This is a genomic window from Leptospiraceae bacterium (genome assembly GCA_024233835.1).
Lineage (GTDB): Bacteria > Spirochaetota > Leptospiria > Leptospirales > Leptospiraceae > JACKPC01.
On record JACKPC010000001.1, the window covers coordinates 1,332,232 to 1,348,787 of the forward strand.

Consider the following 16,556-nt stretch of genomic DNA (forward strand, 5'->3'; position numbering starts at 1 on the left):
GCTCCATACACTAAGAATGAAATGAAAGAAAGTCTATAATGATAACTATATTGATTGCAAAAAGATGTACAATACTATAGAAAAAGAATTTTTTTGCCAGCGCTTTGGTTTGTTTTTTATATAAATCAATCGACATATACAACATGTATAAGGATAGTACGATAGAAAAACCTAAATACAAGAAGCCCACTCGATTAGTTGTAAAATAAAAACCGATACAACAGGCAATATATAAGAGGGTGTATTTTAAAATTTCACGGGTGGTGATGGCAACTCCCTTAATAACGGGCATCATAGGGAAGTTAGCTGCATCGTAATCTTCTTTTAGAAAAATTGCAAGGGCCCAGAAATGAGGAGGAGTCCAAAAGAAAATGATAAGAAAAAGTATCCAGCCGGGAAGGGGGAGGCTATTTGTGCTGGCAGCATAACCAATAAGAGGACCCACGCAACCGGCAATGCCTCCGATAACAATATTCTGATCCGTTCTGGGTTTTAGCAAAATAGTATATATGAAAATGTAAAACAACATCGATACAAAAGCGCAAATAGCAGTTAAGAGGTTTACATAATAATATAAAAGAAAAAAAGAAGATACAATAAACAAGAAGGCAACTATAGCAATTGTAGTCGGACGTATATCACCGCTCGGAAGTGGCCGGTTTTTTGTTCTCTCCATTTTTGCATCCAGATCTTTCTCTATATACTGATTCAACATAAAAGATGCAGAGGACATTAAAAAAGTTCCAAAAAGAACAATGGAAATAAAACCGGCACCGGGTCGTGTATTGGAACCAAGATAAATACCGGGTAAAACGGTAATCAGGACGAGAGAAGACACTCTCGGTTTTAGAAGTTTATTCCAGATAGAGATATAACGTAACATAATCAAGATTGCTGCTCCTTTAAATTGTGATAGAGAGCTATATATACCATAATAAATAGTAGAACACCAAGCCCGGAATGAAGAGCTGTAAGGAGGATGGGTAGGCGTAATATTACATTTAAAATCCCTAATATAACCTGTAGAACAACTATCAGAACTGCAAAATTGAGATACTTTAGGCTCTGATTAGAAAAGGAGGTTTTGTTTTTCTTCGCAAATGCAAAAAGAAGGAAAATTAAAAGAAGAATAAAATATGCCATGAGCCTGTGTTGTACATGAAAACCTACCGGTCCCGCAAAGCTGGGAAACCAGAGTCCATTGTTACAGGTTGGCCATTCGTAACAAACAAGTCCCGCATAATTAGAGCTTACTCTTCCTCCCATAAAAAGTTGGAGATACACGCTAAAAACAGTAAGGAGAAGACCTGAGTTAAAAGGAAGGAAAAGACGATTTTTATTGGGACCTTTTATTCCCTCAACTTCATCCTTCGCTTTTAAAGAAAGATTCACAAGGAAGAAAAAAAATAAAACTGCGTTTAATAGATGTAGATTGACTGTAGTTGGATCCAGCAGCCTGGTAACCGTCAAGGCACCTAAGATGATTTGGGAGATAAGAGCCAAAAAGGAAAGTCCTGCCATAATCCCAAATTTATTTCTAAGTATTTTATGTGAAAAAATGAAAAAAAGAATATAGGCGAAAAGTAAGGAAATGATCCCCGAATAGAACCTGTGACCGACTTCCATATAGGCTGTGAGTTTAGGGGGAGGAACTACTTTTCCATAACACAAAGGCCAATCCGGACAGCCAAGCCCGGAATCAGTTGCCCTTACCAGCGGGCCAAAAAGAATATTTAAGAAAATAAGAATAGATAAGAGGAAAGTGATTCTGTAGATTTTTTTAGCCTGAGCCGGAAAAGAATGTTCTGCCATGGTTTTATCTTCTCTTTTAAATTAGGTTTATTTGACAGATTTTTTTAGATAGTTTTTGTGTATAGTAAAAGGAATGAAAGAACAAAAAAAATACCAGGCTCCTGAAACAAGAAAGCCGCTTCATCCTGAATAGGAAGAAACGGCAATGAAAAATCTGAGTATAAACCAAGAAAAATTAGCTGGCGGATTCTTCTTTTTTTGTAGTGGCTTTTTTAATACTTTCAGAAACTTCCTGAATTTTTTCTTTCACTGCTTCTATTTTACCTTCTGGCATTTTTGTTTTGATTTCTTCTGTGATTTTATTGAAGTTTTCTACGATTTTGGCTCTGGTTTCTTCATAGTTTTTGCCGGCAACACTTGTAAAGTCTTTAATGTCAGCAATGATTTTATCCAGTGTATCTCTTAATTTAACAGCATTTTCAGAACTATCCTGCTCACCTTTAGCTTTCATATCACCATAGATTTTCTCTAATTCAGCTTTGGCGTTTAAAAGGCCATCTTTTCCTGATTGAAAGATACCGATTCCTGCATTTAGTAAGTCCATAATTTGCTTTTCCATTTTGATTACCTCTAATTTTATTGAGCTTACGACCACTCTTTTTCAAGGCTCTCCTTTGTCAATTACAATATGGTTGTAAACCTCTCCTAAGAAGCCGCTCCTGAAGCCCTCAAGCACATCTCTTCAATTTTAAGGATATGTTACAAGCAGGAATTTACGAAATTTCTGGTTTTTTTCCATTGATCCAGGCGGTTTTTAAAAATACAGGTGAATTATGAGTATTGAGATTGAAAAACGCTTTGAACACATGCTCGCTTTTTTACCTTCCGTAGCCAGCTTTGTTCTTGAGATACAGTCCAAAGTGGAGTTTAGTATTTCCAAGAAAGGAGATATTGATATTGTTACCGAAGCCGATCTCGGAGCTGAAAAAAGGATCATTGAGGAAATTCAAAAATATTTTCCGGAAGATAAAATTTTAGGGGAAGAAACTGGTTTAATAGGAGGAGAAGGGGGCTACAAGTGGATTATTGATCCGGTAGATGGCACAACTAACTTTGCCCACAGACTTCCCCTTTTTGCCATAGCCTGCGGACTCGAAGACACCCGGACAGAAGAAGTAGTTCTGGGAATTGTCCTGACTCCGGCCCTGGGGGATGTATATTATGCAAAAAAAGGTTCGGGTGCTTTTAAAAACGGTAAATTGATTACAGTTTCCGGAGAAGAAAAAATGATAAATTCCTTACTTTGCACCGGTTTTCCTTACAATTTAATGCAGGATATTGAAGGACTTGGAAATAAGTTTAAACATTTTCTTTTAAAATCGAGAGGAGTCAGAAGAACCGGTTCTGCCTGCCTCGACCTCTGCTGGCTTGCTGAAGGCAGGTTTGATGGTTTCTGGGAACAAAACCTGAAACCCTGGGATACAGCCGCCGCAAGCCTAATTATCAGGGAAGCAGGTGGTAAACTCAGTGATTTTTTTGGAGATAAATTTAACCATTATGGAAACACCATTCTTGCCTCTAATGGAAAAATACACGAGGATATGCTAAGCGAGTTAGGAAAACTTCTTTAATTCTCCCTCTTTTCTGCGGGCAGGAAATCTTCGGGTTTTATCTGAAATTCAGCTTCTATGACGACTTTTTTTTCTTCATTTAATATACTGATTTTCCATTTCCCATCCCGCAGGTATTTTTTCTCAACAAAATCCCGGTAATTCGTACTCAGATATCGATAATCAAATATTCTTCGAAATAGGGGTTTAAACCGAAATTCATGAATTCTCTCATCTCCCGGCTTCTCCAGGTTCTCCCATTTAAAGAATACAATCTCAAGTTTATCGGAAGGGTGGATGCGGTGGTAGCGGGCATAAATCCGAATTTGTTTGTAATCATTCGAAACTTCTGTCCAGGCCTGTAAAATGTCTCCATTAGAAGCAGTAAAACTCTTTTCTCCTAATTGCTTTATCCAGCGCAGGGGAAGTTTCTGCTCGGTTAATTTTCCTTTTTCAATATGAATTCCCCCTAAAAACAAAGGAAACAGGCAAAAAATCAGGAATTTATTTCTATAATTCATACGACTTACCTCGCAAGCAGTGTAGTCAAATCATAAGCGAAGCAGCGATGGTTCGCTTACTTACCGGAAAAATAAAGGTTCAAAGTTTTTTTGCTATAAAAAAAACTACTTCTTAAAAAAAACTGATAAATATGGAGCTTTTTTGCAGGGAGATAGGAGATGAAAAGAGTCCCGGGCTGATAGTTCTTCACGGACTATTTGGTTCGTCTCGAAACTGGATTAGTAATGCAAAAGCTCTCTCCAATCATTTCCGGGTCTATTCTCCGGATCTTCGGAATCATGGGGAATCTCCACACGATATAAGTCATCGCCTTGAAGATATGGTTTTGGACCTCAAAGAATTTTTTTCCCAAAAAAAGCTTCTCAGGGCAAGTCTTATAGGTCATTCTATGGGGGGGCTCGTTTCTATCCTTTTTGCCAATCAATTTCCCACCCTGATCGATAAACTCGTTATAGTAGATATAGCTCCCAAAAGCTATAGTTTGGATTATAGTTCTGAATTTACTGCGCTTTCTATGGACGTGAGTCAATACCATTCCCGCGAGGCTCTTGATAAAGATATGTCAAAAGTTTTAAGTTCTGAGTTTATTCGGAAATTTTTGCAGATGAATCTCGAAAAAGTAAGCAGGGGGTATCGGTGGAAAATAAATGTGGATGCTATTCGAAATACTCCGGATCGTTTTATTTTTCCAGAGCTTTCCGAACCCTATTTTTCCGGAAGAAGTCTGTTTGTATTGGGGGAAAAGAGCTTTTTTGTAGAAGAAAACGATAAACAGAACATTAAAAGATATTTCCCGAATGTGGAAATTCAGACCATACCTGGAGCCGAGCATTATCTTCATTATAGTCATAGCTCGGAATTTCTGCAAATAGTGGAGGATTTTCTTTTAAAATGAAGATCCGTCTTCCAGAAACCTGTCTTGTTTTTCTCATAGGTGCTTCCGGTTCCGGTAAATCCAGCCTGGCTAAAAAGCTGTTTGATCCCTATGAGATCCTTTCTTCCGATCATTTCCGGGCTGTTATTTCAAATGATGAGAGCGATCAGGAAGCGAGCACCGATGCTTTTGAAGTTCTTCACAGGTTGGTCGAAATGCGTCTGAAGCGGGGGCTTTTTACGGTGGTTGATGCCACCAATGTAAAACGGGAAGCCAGAAGACCTTTACTGAAAATAAGTCGTCAGTATCATTTTTTAACGGCTGCGATTATTTTAGATTTCAATGAAGACAAATGTATTCAGCGAAACCAGGAAAGAACTTATAGAATTGTTGACTCTGAAGTTATACGCAAGCAAATTGATGATCTGCAATTTTCTCTCAGAGTTCTAAAAAAAGAAGGTTTTTCGTTTATCTATCGATTTACTTCTCCTGAAGAACTCTCCGAATTGAGCCTCGAAAAGTTTTCCTTGAAAAATAATCGCCGAAAAGAGAAAGGCCCCTTTGACATTATAGGAGATATACACGGTTGCTTCGATGAATTATATGAACTTTTACACAGGCTGGGTTATCAGATACGATTGAATATTCATGGTAACGAAGAAAGTTTTTCTATACGCCATAGCGAAAATCGAATTCCCGTTTTTTTAGGAGATCTGGTAAATAAAGGACCGAAAAACATTCGGGTTCTACGCTTTGTAATGGATCTGGTAAATGAAAATATGGCTTACTGTGTTCTGGGAAATCATGAGAAGAAGCTTCTTTATTATCTGCGCGGGAAAGATAGCCGATTGCGGGGTGGCTTACAGGATACAATAGAACAACTTTCAGGCTATAGTGCAGAGTTTCGAAATTCGGTGGTTGAGTTTATTCGCCGTCTGAGTGATCACTATGTATTTGACCATGGAAATTTGGTGGTAGCCCACGCGGGCTTGCGAGAAGAAATGCAGGGAAGAACTTCTATGGGTGTACGAAACTTTTGTATGTACGGAGAAAATTCGGATGATGTGGATGAATACGGAATGCCCGTTCGATACTCCTGGGTTCAAAACTACCGGGGAAAAGCGAGGGTAGTGTTTGGACATACACCTATTCTCGAACCTGAATGGTATAACAGAACCATAGATATAGATACCGGTTGTGTTTACGGTGGAAGACTTACGGCCCTACGTTATCCGGAATTAGAAATGGTATCGGTACAGGCGAGAAAAATCTACTATCAGAGTAGAAGTCCTCTACCACAGCACCTGTCATTACAGAGTTAAAATTCAAAAATATTTTTTAATCGCAGGCGAGTCGTTATGGGCTCGACTGGCGACCGTAAAGAAAATTTATTTCGAATGTCTTTTCTTGAGTTCGTTTATGATTTCCTGAAAGGGAAGTTCTTTTTCTACCATTAAAACCTGCATATGAAACAGCAGATCTGCCAGTTCATGTGTAAGCTCTTTTCTGTCCGTATTTTTAGCGGCAATAATTACTTCTCCCGCTTCTTCTCCAATTTTCTTTAAAATTCTATCAACCCCTGCCTTAAAAAGCCCTGAGGTATAAGAATTTTCCGGTAACTCTTCTTTCCTTTTCTGTAGAAGTGCTTCTAATTCTGATAAAAAATCCATGATTGCTCCCGATGATGAAAAATAAAAATTTACGATAAACCCCTGCGAGAAAGACTCTAATAAAGAAACTGCACGAAATGGTTTAATACTATGAAAAAAATATTTTATCTACTGACAATCTTTTTGTTTCCTTCTTTTCTCTTTGCTGAAATCCCCTGGAAAACTTCTATTCTCGAAGCTTTGAAGGAAGCCAGAGAAAAAAATCAACCTATTATATTGGATTTATACACAGACTGGTGTGGATACTGCAAAGTTTTGGAAAAAAAAATTTTCCCTCAGGAACCTGTGCAAAAAGCACTAAAAGAATATATTCCCGTTCGTTTGAATGCTGAAAAATTTCCCAACCTGGTTAGCCATTATGGGGTGAAAGGTTATCCGACTGTTTTACTCTTAGATAAAAGTGGAAATCTTATCGGCAGGATTACAGGTCTTCCGTCTGAGGATATGCTGGTTAAAAAGATGAAAGAAGCTTATGAATACAGGGACACGGAAAAGGTTCTTTTAGGGCGTTTAAAGGACAAGCCGGATGATACGGTAAATAACTTCAATCTGGGTGTATATTATTATCGTTCTGGCGAAAAGGAAAAAGCAAAGAAGTATTTCTATAATTCCTATGGCTCTAAAGACAGCAGCCAATATCCGGAACAAAAACACGATTCTTTGTATAACATGGGTATTATTGATATTGAAAGCGGCAACTATTCAGAGGCAGTAAAAACCTGGACTTATTACATGGAACAGTATCCGAAACGGGATCATACAGCCAGCCTGTACTACAGGGGAAAGGCATACAATAAATTAGGAAAATATAAAGAAGCTAAAGCCGATTTTCATTCAGCAAATACTTTAACCGGTAATGAGGAAGATAAAGAAAAAATTGACGAAGCATTAAATGGTTTACCGGTACATTAATGAAAAAGTTCATATACAAGGTAATTCTCATATTATCTTTAATTAGTTTTTTCCAATGTTGCAGGAGTCTGTTTTACAGAAGTATGAAAGTCGAAACCTTTGTTGAAAACAAGTTTGAAAAAAAGCCTCTGTCTTATATTCTCTATCTACCCGATACCTATGAAACATCCAAGAAAAAATGGCCTCTATTGCTTTTTTTACACGGAGCCGGTGAAAGAGGTGCCGATTTAGAACTTCTAAAGAAACATGGCCCTCCAAAGATGATTCGGGAAGAAAACTTCCATGAGCCCTTTATTATTTTGGCCCCTCAGTGTCCCAAGGGTTCCTGGTGGCCGGATAGAATAGACGAACTCAAAGAACTAATAGATGAGATACAACAAACGTATCGAATAAATCCCCGCAGGATCTATTTGAGTGGCATGAGTATGGGAGGATACGGCACCTGGGCTATGGCAAAAAAATATCCCGATAGTTTTGCTGCCTTCAACCCCATTTGCGGTGGTGGAGAAACAGAGAATCTTTGTGTTTTGAAAGATAAGCCTATCTGGGTGTTTCACGGGGCTAAAGATACAGTAGTACCTCTCCAAAAATCGGAAGAGATGGTGAAGGCTCTAAAAGATTGCGGAAAAGAGGATACTATATTTACCATTTATCCGGAAGCAAAACACAATTCCTGGGAAGAAACCTATGAGAATCCGGAGCTGTATCGCTGGTTACTGAAATATAAGCTTCCAAAAACTGAGAAGTAATAGAGACGTTTTTCACTTTATCCTTTTTTAGAAATATCTAAAAAAGGATAGGGTTGTATTAGCTGTTCTACGAGAACATGATTAGGATGCCGAAAAACTTCCTCAATCGTATCATCCTGCAAAATTCTTCCTTCTGAATAAATTATTACTCTGTCTGCAATTCTACGAGCTTCCAGAATGTCATGGGTAATCAGGACGATAGGAATATTATAATTATCCCGAATATCTCTCAATAAATTTTGCATTTCTATTCGTATGGGAGTATCTAAAGATGAGAAAGGTTCATCGAGTAGGAGAAGCTCCGGTTTTCGAACAAGGGAACGTGCGAGAGCTACCCTTTGTTTTTGCCCTCCGGATATTTCCTGTGAAGAACGATGCAGTAGCGATTTGAGCTGCATTTGTTCAGCAATTTCCATCACTCTTTCTTTTTTTTCTTTCTTGGGTAAGTCTTTTAGCCCATAACAAATATTTTCTTCGACTGTCATATGAGGGAAAAGAGAATTTGTCTGGAATACATAGCCGAAAGGTCTTTTTTGCGGAGGAATATCTATTTTTAGATCCGAGTCGTAATAAACTTTATCTCCATATATAATCTGTCCGGTATCGGGCTTTGAAAAGCCGCTGATATGGTTAAGAGTCATGCTTTTTCCGGCTCCCGAAGAACCAAATAATACGCTTATCTCATTATAGGCATCCCAGCTTACATCGAGGGTAAAGGAAGGAAATTTTTTTTGAACCTTTACGGATAGCTTCATCTTATATTACCTTTTTTGTGAGTCGATTGGCAAGATAAAGAAAGCTTCCCGATATGAGGGTAAAGAAGATTACTAATATATTAGCCTCCCTATAATCTCCGCTGCTATTATATGTATAAATAGCCAGGGGCATGGTGTTGGTTTTTCCCGGTATATTTCCGGCTATCATTAATGTTGCACCAAATTCTCCCATTGATCGTGCAAAGGATAGAATTGCACCTGCTATAATCCCTTTTTTAGATAAAGGTAATATAATTTTAATAGCTGTATCAAACTCCGATCTACCAAGGGAGTAAGACACATTAATCAAGTGACTGTCTACCGATTCGATAGCAGCTCTGCTTGTTTTAATCATTAAGGGAATAGAAACAACAAAAGAGGCAAGTACGGCTCCCTGCCAGGAAAACATAAAACTAAACCCACTGATAGCATATAAACTTTTTCCTATGTATCCATTTCGACCAAAAAGTAAAATTAAATAGTAACCGGTTACGGTAGGAGGAAAAACCAGGGGAAGAGTAAAAAGTATATCCAGAAATTCTTTACCAAAAAAAGATTTTCTGGCCAGAATATAGGCTATGATAATTCCCACGATCAGCACGAATAGAGTAGAGAAAAAGGAAACTTTTAAAGAGAGTTTTAAGGAAAATAGAGTCGACTCATCAAATAAAAACATACTATTTTATCCTGAAGCCATACTTCTTAAATATGGTTTTTCCTTCCTCGGAATCGAGAAATTTTATAAACTGTTCTGCTTTTATAATTTTTGCAGAATCTTTTATAATGGCAATCGGGTAAGTAATGGGTTTATGTAAACGTGAAGGAATCTTATATGCCAAATTTGCTTTATTCTCGGATTTGTAGAGGTCCGAATAGTATACAAAGCCGGTATCTACTTCTTTTGTTAAAACGTAATTGAATGCCTGTCTAACATTTTCTGCATAAATTAAATCAGATTTTATTTTTGCATACAGATTTAAAGACTGCAAGGTTTCTACTGCATACTTTCCGGCAGGAACTGTATCCGGGTTTCCTATAACTATTTTTAATTGTGGGTATTGTAAAATATCTTCTAATTTAGATATTTTAAAACTACTCCCTTTGTGAGTAACGAGAACTAAATCATTCTCAAGTAATATTTTTCGAGTACCGGTAAGAATGTGACCTTCATTCTGAAGAATATCCATAAATTTCTCAGAGGCTGAGATATAAATATCCACAGGTGCTCCGGCAGAGATCTGTTTTTGAAGGGTTCCTGATGCACCAAAATTAAAATAGAGTTTTTGGGGATACTTTTTTTGATAAAGAATTGTAATTTCTTTTAAGGAGTCTTTTAAACTAATGGCAGCCGAGACAGTTAAAGAGTCTTCTTTTTTTATATTACAACTAATAAAAAAAAATAAAAAAGATAGGATTATTCGCTTCATTACATTTTACTTAATCAGGGATAAAGGAAGTTTATCCTCTATTTCCAAATACTGCCGAGCCTACCCGAATCAGACTGGAACCTTCTTCTATGGCCAGTTCCAGATCGGAAGACATTCCCATAGAAAGAATATCCATAGATACACCTTCTATACCTTCTTTTATAATTTGTTTTTGTAAGTTTTTTATAATTTGAAAACTTTTCCGAATGAGAGTTTCTTCTTCCGTATTGGCTCCAATAGTCATGAGTCCTTTTATCCTGAGACAGGAGAGTTTAGAAACAGAGCGAAGTAGTTCGATAGCTTTTTCCGGCTCCATACCGAATTTACTTTCTTCGTATGAAGAGTTAACCTGAATCAAAACATTTATAGAACGTCCTTCTTTTTGCAGGTGATTCTCCAATTTTTCGGCTATGCTTAACCTATCTATAGACTGAATCGTATGTGCGTATTTTAGAATATCTTTCACTTTGTTGGATTGCAAGTGGCCGATGAAATGCCTTTCAAATGGAAAGTGCTCGATAGCTTCTAACTTTTCTACTGCTTCCTGGACTCTATTTTCTCCGATTAAGTTTTCACCACATTCGCCTGCTATCAAGATTCTTTCTGCCGGGACGGTTTTAGTTGCGAGGAGTAGTTTGACTTCTTCTTTTTTTCTTCCCGCTTTTCTACAAGCTTTTTCTATACGAGCATGGATAGTGGTTAAATTAGATTTAATGTCTTGCATCAGTTTCCCTTTTTCTTTAGAAGATCCTGTTGGAGGCGGTTTAGAACCGAAATAGCTTCAAGAGGAGTCATTTTTTCAATCTCCAAAGAAAGAATTTCTTGTTTCAGAGTATCTTCTTCTGCCTCCTGCTTGATAGCATCCATATTAAAAAGAGTTGGTTCATTTGATTTGAACTGTATTGTTTTTTTACGGGATTCTAAACCTTCCAAAATTTCTTTTGCTCTCTGTATTGCTGATACGGGAACTCCGGCAAGCCTTGCCACATATATTCCAAAGGATTTCCTGGCCCTACCTTTCCGAACCTTTCTCATGAAGATAATTGTATCTTCTTTTTCTACTACATCCATGTATAAATTAAAAATTCCGGTTTCTCTTTCTAACTCCGTGAGTTCATGGTAATGAGTGGCAAATAGAGTTTTCGTTTTGTCTCCCGGTTCAGAGTTATGATTTAAATATTCAATAATCGCCCAGGCAAGGCTCATCCCGTCATACGTGGAGGTTCCTCTTCCAATTTCATCAAAAAGAATGAGGCTATCTTTGGTTTTATTTTTCAAGATGTAAGCTGTTTCTTTCATTTCCAGGAAGAAAGTAGATTCGCCGGAAGTCAAATTGTCTCCGGAACCAATTCGTGTAAAGACCTTGTCTACCAGGGCTAACTTCGCTTTTTTGGCCGGGATAAAGGAACCCATCTGGAATAAAATCTGGCAAATGGCCACCTGTCTCATGAAAGTCGATTTGCCCGCCATATTGGGACCGGTAAGAATGGCAATGCTTGCATCGTAGCGATTCAGTTCAAGGGTATTCGGAACAAAACGCTCTCCCGGAGGAAGATAGGCTTCTACGACGGGGTGTCTTGCATCTTGTAGGGAAAGACTGCCATCCTCGCAAATTTCCGGTTTTATCCAGGAATATTTGTCATTGCAGATACAGAGAGATAAAATAAAATCCAGCTCTCCCACCTGTTTGGAAAGATTCAGGAGTGTATGAAAAAATTCGAGACATTTATTTAGCATATTCTCAAATTCTATTTTTTCAATTTCCAGTATAATATCATCTGCTTCTAAAATAGTTCTTTCGATCTCATCTAATTCAGAAAAGGAAAAGCGCTCCGATGTAACCAGGGTCTGTTTTTTTATATAATTAGCCGGAACTGATTTGGCCTGAGCTCTGGAAATTTCTACAAAGTAACCCACTACCTTATTGTATCGAATTTTTAAGGTGTTGAGTCCTGTTTTCTTTTTTTCTTTTTCTTCTAAGTCTAAGATCCAGTCCTTACCCTTAGTCCTGGCCTCCCTGGCTCGATCCAGGGCTTCATTAAAACCTTTACGTATAAACTCTCCCCCGGAACCTAAAATGGCCGGAAGTTCTCCCTCGGAAAGTCTTTCGGCGATATAAGAGTCTAATTGTGAAAGTTCCGATTCAGGGAAAATAAAACCATATTGCTTTTCATTTAAAAGATTATGAATAGAAGAAGCTATATCTATATTTTTTCTGATAGTCCTAAAATCTCTGGGTAAAGCCCTACCGGCACGAAAGCGGTTTAATATCCGTTCTGTATCAGCAAAAGAGGATAAAAATTCAGCGAGGGCTTTGCGAGTTTTCTTGTCGGTTTGTAGTTTTTCGATTTTATCCCAGGTATCTTCGATCATGAGTCGGTTTCGAAATGGAAAGAGAATACGATTCACAAGAATACGTTTACCGATGCCTGTAAAGCAGTGGTTCAGAACAGAAAAAAGGCTAAATTGCTTGTCTCTTGAAATCTGGTTTTCTACTAAGTCAAGATTTCTCGCTGTTTGTTCATCAATTTCCAGATATTCTTTATCATCGATGATAACCGGACTTTTAAATTCAAAGCTATGATTTTTAAAGTTTTCATCGAGAACAAAACGGATAATGTTTTTCAATCTATAAAACTTACTTTCCGTTTCTCCATCAAAAGAAATTAAATTGGTATTGATATAAGAAAGGAGACAGGGAGGTTCTGTTAAAAACTCTCGAAATTTTTCTTTCTGGTGTTGGCAGAGGATAATTTCGCTTGGAGAAAACTTGGCAATAACTCCCAGAGCTTTAAGATAATTATCTTTACTATAGTGGCAGTAGTACAGGTCTGAGGTAGAAACATCGGCAAATCCTAAAAATACCGAGTTTTCCTCAAAATAGATAACACAAAAATAATTATTAGAAAAACCTTTTAAAAGGTTTTCTTCAACTACTGTCCCGGGGCTTAAAACCCGTACAACCTCTCTCTGTAATAACTTGGAATTACCTGTTGTATCTTTTATTTGTTCACAAATAACAACCTTACGGTTGGCCGAAATAAGCCTTGATATATAGTTTTCCGTTGCATGATAGGGGATGCCGCACATGGGAATCTTATTCTGTCGTTTTGTTAAAGCAATATCAAGGATAGCAGAGGCTTCTACTGCATCATCCCCGAACATTTCATAAAAATCTCCCATCCGAAAGAATAAAATGGCATCAGGATATTTGGCCTTGATTTCTTGAAACTGCCTCATGGCAGGAGTATTCATGGGATCATTTTTTTGCATTCTGTATAAACTCTTTGATAAGATTCCTATCTTTCTTTCCGGGGAGTGATTCTACTCCTGAAGCTACGTCAACACCAAAGGGTTTAACTTTTTGGATAGCTTCTCTTACATTACCCGGATTTAGACCGCCGGCCAGGAAGTATTTTCTTTGAATACCTCTCAGTAAATCCCAATTAAAAGTTTCACCGGTGCCACCACCCGCATCTTTACTGTAGCTATCCAGAATCATGTATTCATTTGTAAATAACTCTATGTCCTCTACAATGAAATCATCCTTTACCTGAAATTGAGGAAGAAGCGGAATTCCAAAGCTTCCTAAAAAAAGGGGGAGTTCAAAGGATTCCTGAACAACATATTGAACATAGTCAAAGGAAAATTCGGAGAGAATGCTGGTAATTTCCTCTTCTGAATTTTTGTAAAAAAGAGCCACTAACTTCGCAGACCTTTCTTCTAAACCGGTAAAGATAGAAAAGATTTCGGATAAGTTATCGGGTTCAATTTTGCGCTTACTAAAGGGAGAGAAATTAAAGCCAATGAAATCAGCTCCATATTCGAGGCAGGCCATGGCTATATCCGGGTCTTTTACGCCGCAGATCTTTACCTTAGTGTTCTGTTCCATACCTCTGAACAGATTTTTATATCAGGTTTTTTTGAAAATAGATTTTTAGAAAGGAAGGTGGCGTACACCACCTTCTGAGGATTGTTTTTTACACGATGAAAAGCATTTCCGAATAAGTAGGGAGAGGCCAGAGAGCTGTATCTACCAGGAGTTCGAGTTCATCGGCTATCTCTCTTGCTGTGTTCATAGCAGGGATGATCTTATCTTTGCAATAAGTAGCATGTTTCAGAACATCATCACTACTATCTTCGTGAGCGAGAATTTTATTTAGCTCGTCTAATTTCAACTTGAGCTTGCTGGTTTTCAGGCTAACTTCTTTTAAGAGTTCAATTTGAGGTGCCAGATCTGCATCCGAAAGAACAGATTTAGAAGCATTGATACTATCAGCGAGGTCTTTTTGATACTTGATACAGGCAGGAAGAATCTTAGTCTTTCCTATATCATGAGTAGCAATTCCTTCTCTTACGATAGACTTGTTGTAGTCTTCGAGGATAATATTATAGCGGCTTTCCACTTCACGAGCAGAAAGAACACTGTATCTACCAAAAAGGTTTACAATTCTATCTTCTTTTAGAACAGGAAGGGCATCTACGAGAGTTTTTAAATTAGGAAGACCTCTTTTAGCTGCTTCTTTTTGCCATTCTTCTGTATAGTTATCCCCGTTGAAGATGATTTTCTTGTGCTTCTTGATTTCATCAGCCAGAACAACCTCTACAGCTTTCTCAAGTGTCTTACCGGAAGACATTTCTTTTTCGATAGCGGTTGCCATGAGATCCAGTGTATAAGCTACAGCTGTATTCAGGGCAAGGTTCGGACCGCCAATAGAAAGAGAAGAAGGAACTGCACGGAATTCAAACTTATTACCGGTAAAAGCAAAAGGAGAGGTTCTATTCCTGTCAGTAGTATCCTTGGGTAAAGAAGGAATTGTAGAAACTCCAACCTGCATGAAGCTTCCTTTTTTAGAAGACTTGGCTCCACCTGCTTCCGCAATTTGCTCGATGATGTCGTTAAGCTGGTCTCCTAAGAAAACAGAAAGGATGGCCGGAGGAGCTTCGTTTGCACCGAGGCGGTGGTCGTTACCGGGGTTAGAAATCGATACACGGAGTAAATCACCAAACATGTCTACAGCTTTAATGGTCGCTACAAGAAATACGAGGAATTGAGCGTTTTCGTGGGGATTATCACCTGGCTCTAAAAGGTTATGTCCGTCAGTAGTAGCCATTGACCAGTTATTGTGTTTTCCACTACCGTTTACCCCTTTGAAAGGCTTTTCATGGAGAAGGCAGGCCAGACCGTGCTTATTTGCTACTTTTTTCAGGATATCCATTACTAACTGGTTATGGTCCATAGCTACGTTAGTAGTGGTAAAAATCGGAGCAATTTCGTACTGAGCGGGTGCTACTTCATTGTGTCTGGTTTTAACTGTTACACCTAAGGCCCAGAGTTCAGATTCTACATCTTCCATATATTCCTGGATTCTATCTTTGATAGAACCAAAGTAATGGTCTTCAGATTCCTGTCCTTTAATCGGTCTTGCACCGTATAGAGTTCTTCCGGTTGCAATCAAGTCCGGTCTTAAATTGTAGAAATTCTTATCGATTAAGAAATATTCCTGCTCGGGTCCTACTGTGGTTACTACACGAGGGCTGGTTGTATTTCCAAAAAGCTTCAGGATACGAAGAGCCTGTTGAGATAGAGCATCAATAGAACGAAGAAGAGGAGTCTTCTTGTCAAGAGCTTCTCCAGTATATGAGCAGAATGCTGTAGGAATAACCAGTGTAGTGCCTCTTATAAAGGCAGGTGAGGTACAATCCCAGGCGGTATAACCTCTTGCTTCGAATGTTGCCCGAATTCCTCCGGAAGGAAAAGAAGAAGCATCCGGTTCGCCTTTAATTAATTGATCTCCACCAAAATCCATAATCACCTTACCACTTCCGGTAGGGTTAATAAAAGAATCGTGTTTTTCAGCAGTAAGGCCTGTTAATGGATGAAACCAGTGGGTATAGTGGGTAGCTCCATGCTCAATTGCCCAGTCTTTCATGGCAGTAGCGACAACATCAGCTACTTCCGCTTCCAGGGGTAAACCCAGGTCTATGGTCTTTTTCAAAGACTTATAGATATTCTTGGGCAGGCGCTCTCTCATTACTACATCATTAAATACCTTACTACCAAACAGTTCCGTAACAGGAATTTCTGTGTAATCAATCTCCGCTTCCCTTACTTCAGTGTTTGTGATGATTGAAATAGCTTCCTGTCTTGCTGTAATTTGCTCCATATTGTTTCCTTCTTCCTTATTAAAACTTCTATATACCCCATCTTTTTTTGATGGCTTATATTTTCAATCAACCGGATCCAAAATGTCCGATTTTCTTTTCTAATATATTAGCAATAAC

Annotated in this window: 17 protein-coding genes; 5 read left to right on the forward strand and 12 right to left on the reverse strand. The window is 38.2% G+C overall.

Annotation, left to right across the window (positions count from 1 at the left end; genetic code table 11):
• Nucleotides 1–10: 10 nt before the first annotated feature.
• The 3 genes from cyoE to H7A25_06130 all read right to left on the reverse strand — a co-directional run bounded on the left by cyoE (nt 11) and on the right by H7A25_06130 (nt 2,371).
• A complete protein-coding gene (gene cyoE, locus H7A25_06120; GenBank protein MCP5499459.1) occupies nt 11–883 on the reverse strand; it encodes a protoheme IX farnesyltransferase in 873 nt (290 codons plus the stop codon).
• Nucleotides 884–885: 2 nt separating this feature from the next.
• The gene (locus tag H7A25_06125; protein MCP5499460.1) at nt 886–1,812 is read right to left on the reverse strand and encodes a COX15/CtaA family protein; all 927 of its coding nucleotides are present in this window, start codon (nt 1,810–1,812) and stop codon (nt 886–888) included.
• 175 nt (nt 1,813–1,987) lie between these two features.
• Nucleotides 1,988–2,371 carry a chemotaxis protein gene (locus tag H7A25_06130; GenBank protein ID MCP5499461.1) on the reverse strand — a complete coding sequence of 128 codons (384 nt, stop codon included), beginning with the start codon at nt 2,369–2,371 and terminating at the stop codon, nt 1,988–1,990.
• Between the two features lie 214 nt (nt 2,372–2,585).
• On the opposite strand from H7A25_06130, the gene H7A25_06135 reads away from it, so the two are divergent.
• Nucleotides 2,586–3,383 carry an inositol monophosphatase gene (locus tag H7A25_06135; protein MCP5499462.1) on the forward strand — a complete coding sequence of 266 codons (798 nt, stop codon included), beginning with the start codon at nt 2,586–2,588 and terminating at the stop codon, nt 3,381–3,383.
• On the opposite strand, the gene H7A25_06140 is transcribed toward H7A25_06135, so the two are convergent.
• Complete coding sequence (locus H7A25_06140; protein MCP5499463.1) at nt 3,380–3,883, reverse strand: hypothetical protein; 504 nt, start codon at nt 3,881–3,883, stop codon at nt 3,380–3,382. The genes H7A25_06135 and H7A25_06140 overlap by 4 nt on opposite strands.
• Before the next feature lie 131 nt (nt 3,884–4,014).
• On the opposite strand from H7A25_06140, the gene H7A25_06145 reads away from it, so the two are divergent.
• Together H7A25_06145 and H7A25_06150 are read left to right on the forward strand one after the other, a co-directional pair.
• The gene (locus tag H7A25_06145) at nt 4,015–4,779 is read left to right on the forward strand and encodes an alpha/beta fold hydrolase (GenBank protein MCP5499464.1); all 765 of its coding nucleotides are present in this window, start codon (nt 4,015–4,017) and stop codon (nt 4,777–4,779) included.
• Nucleotides 4,776–6,080, forward strand: coding sequence for an AAA family ATPase (locus tag H7A25_06150; GenBank protein MCP5499465.1), 1,305 nt, complete (start codon nt 4,776–4,778; stop codon nt 6,078–6,080). Before H7A25_06145 ends, H7A25_06150 begins: the two co-directional genes overlap by 4 nt.
• 66 nt (nt 6,081–6,146) lie before the next feature.
• Here H7A25_06150 and hisE read toward each other — a convergent pair whose 3' ends face one another.
• Nucleotides 6,147–6,428, reverse strand: a complete 282-nt coding sequence (hisE, locus tag H7A25_06155) for a phosphoribosyl-ATP diphosphatase (GenBank protein ID MCP5499466.1) — start codon at nt 6,426–6,428, stop codon at nt 6,147–6,149.
• 90 nt (nt 6,429–6,518) lie between these two features.
• Between hisE and H7A25_06160 the strand changes: the two genes are divergently transcribed.
• Entirely contained in the window at nt 6,519–7,340 is an 822-nt protein-coding gene (locus tag H7A25_06160; protein ID MCP5499467.1) for a thioredoxin family protein, read from the forward strand.
• An 83-nt stretch (nt 7,341–7,423) separates the two neighbouring features.
• Entirely contained in the window at nt 7,424–8,089 is a 666-nt protein-coding gene (locus H7A25_06165; protein MCP5499468.1) for a prolyl oligopeptidase family serine peptidase, read from the forward strand.
• A 17-nt stretch (nt 8,090–8,106) separates the two neighbouring features.
• Here the strand turns inward: H7A25_06165 and H7A25_06170 are convergent, their stop codons facing one another.
• The 7 genes from H7A25_06170 to H7A25_06200 form a co-directional block, all read right to left on the reverse strand.
• Complete coding sequence (locus H7A25_06170) at nt 8,107–8,844, reverse strand: ATP-binding cassette domain-containing protein (GenBank protein ID MCP5499469.1); 738 nt, start codon at nt 8,842–8,844, stop codon at nt 8,107–8,109.
• A 1-nt stretch (nt 8,845) separates the two neighbouring features.
• The gene (gene modB, locus H7A25_06175) at nt 8,846–9,520 is read right to left on the reverse strand and encodes a molybdate ABC transporter permease subunit (protein MCP5499470.1); all 675 of its coding nucleotides are present in this window, start codon (nt 9,518–9,520) and stop codon (nt 8,846–8,848) included.
• Nucleotide 9,521: 1 nt separating this feature from the next.
• A complete protein-coding gene (modA, locus tag H7A25_06180; GenBank protein ID MCP5499471.1) occupies nt 9,522–10,271 on the reverse strand; it encodes a molybdate ABC transporter substrate-binding protein in 750 nt (249 codons plus the stop codon).
• Nucleotides 10,272–10,302: 31 nt separating this feature from the next.
• Entirely contained in the window at nt 10,303–10,998 is a 696-nt protein-coding gene (locus H7A25_06185) for a YggS family pyridoxal phosphate-dependent enzyme (protein MCP5499472.1), read from the reverse strand.
• Nucleotides 10,995–13,526, reverse strand: a complete 2,532-nt coding sequence (gene mutS, locus H7A25_06190) for a DNA mismatch repair protein MutS (GenBank protein ID MCP5499473.1) — start codon at nt 13,524–13,526, stop codon at nt 10,995–10,997. Before mutS ends, H7A25_06185 begins: the two co-directional genes overlap by 4 nt.
• A gap of 4 nt (nt 13,527–13,530) precedes the next feature.
• Nucleotides 13,531–14,163, reverse strand: a complete 633-nt coding sequence (locus tag H7A25_06195; GenBank protein MCP5499474.1) for a phosphoribosylanthranilate isomerase — start codon at nt 14,161–14,163, stop codon at nt 13,531–13,533.
• An 88-nt stretch (nt 14,164–14,251) separates the two neighbouring features.
• Nucleotides 14,252–16,438, reverse strand: coding sequence for a glutamine synthetase III (locus tag H7A25_06200; GenBank protein MCP5499475.1), 2,187 nt, complete (start codon nt 16,436–16,438; stop codon nt 14,252–14,254).
• Between the last annotated feature and the right edge of the window lie 118 nt (nt 16,439–16,556).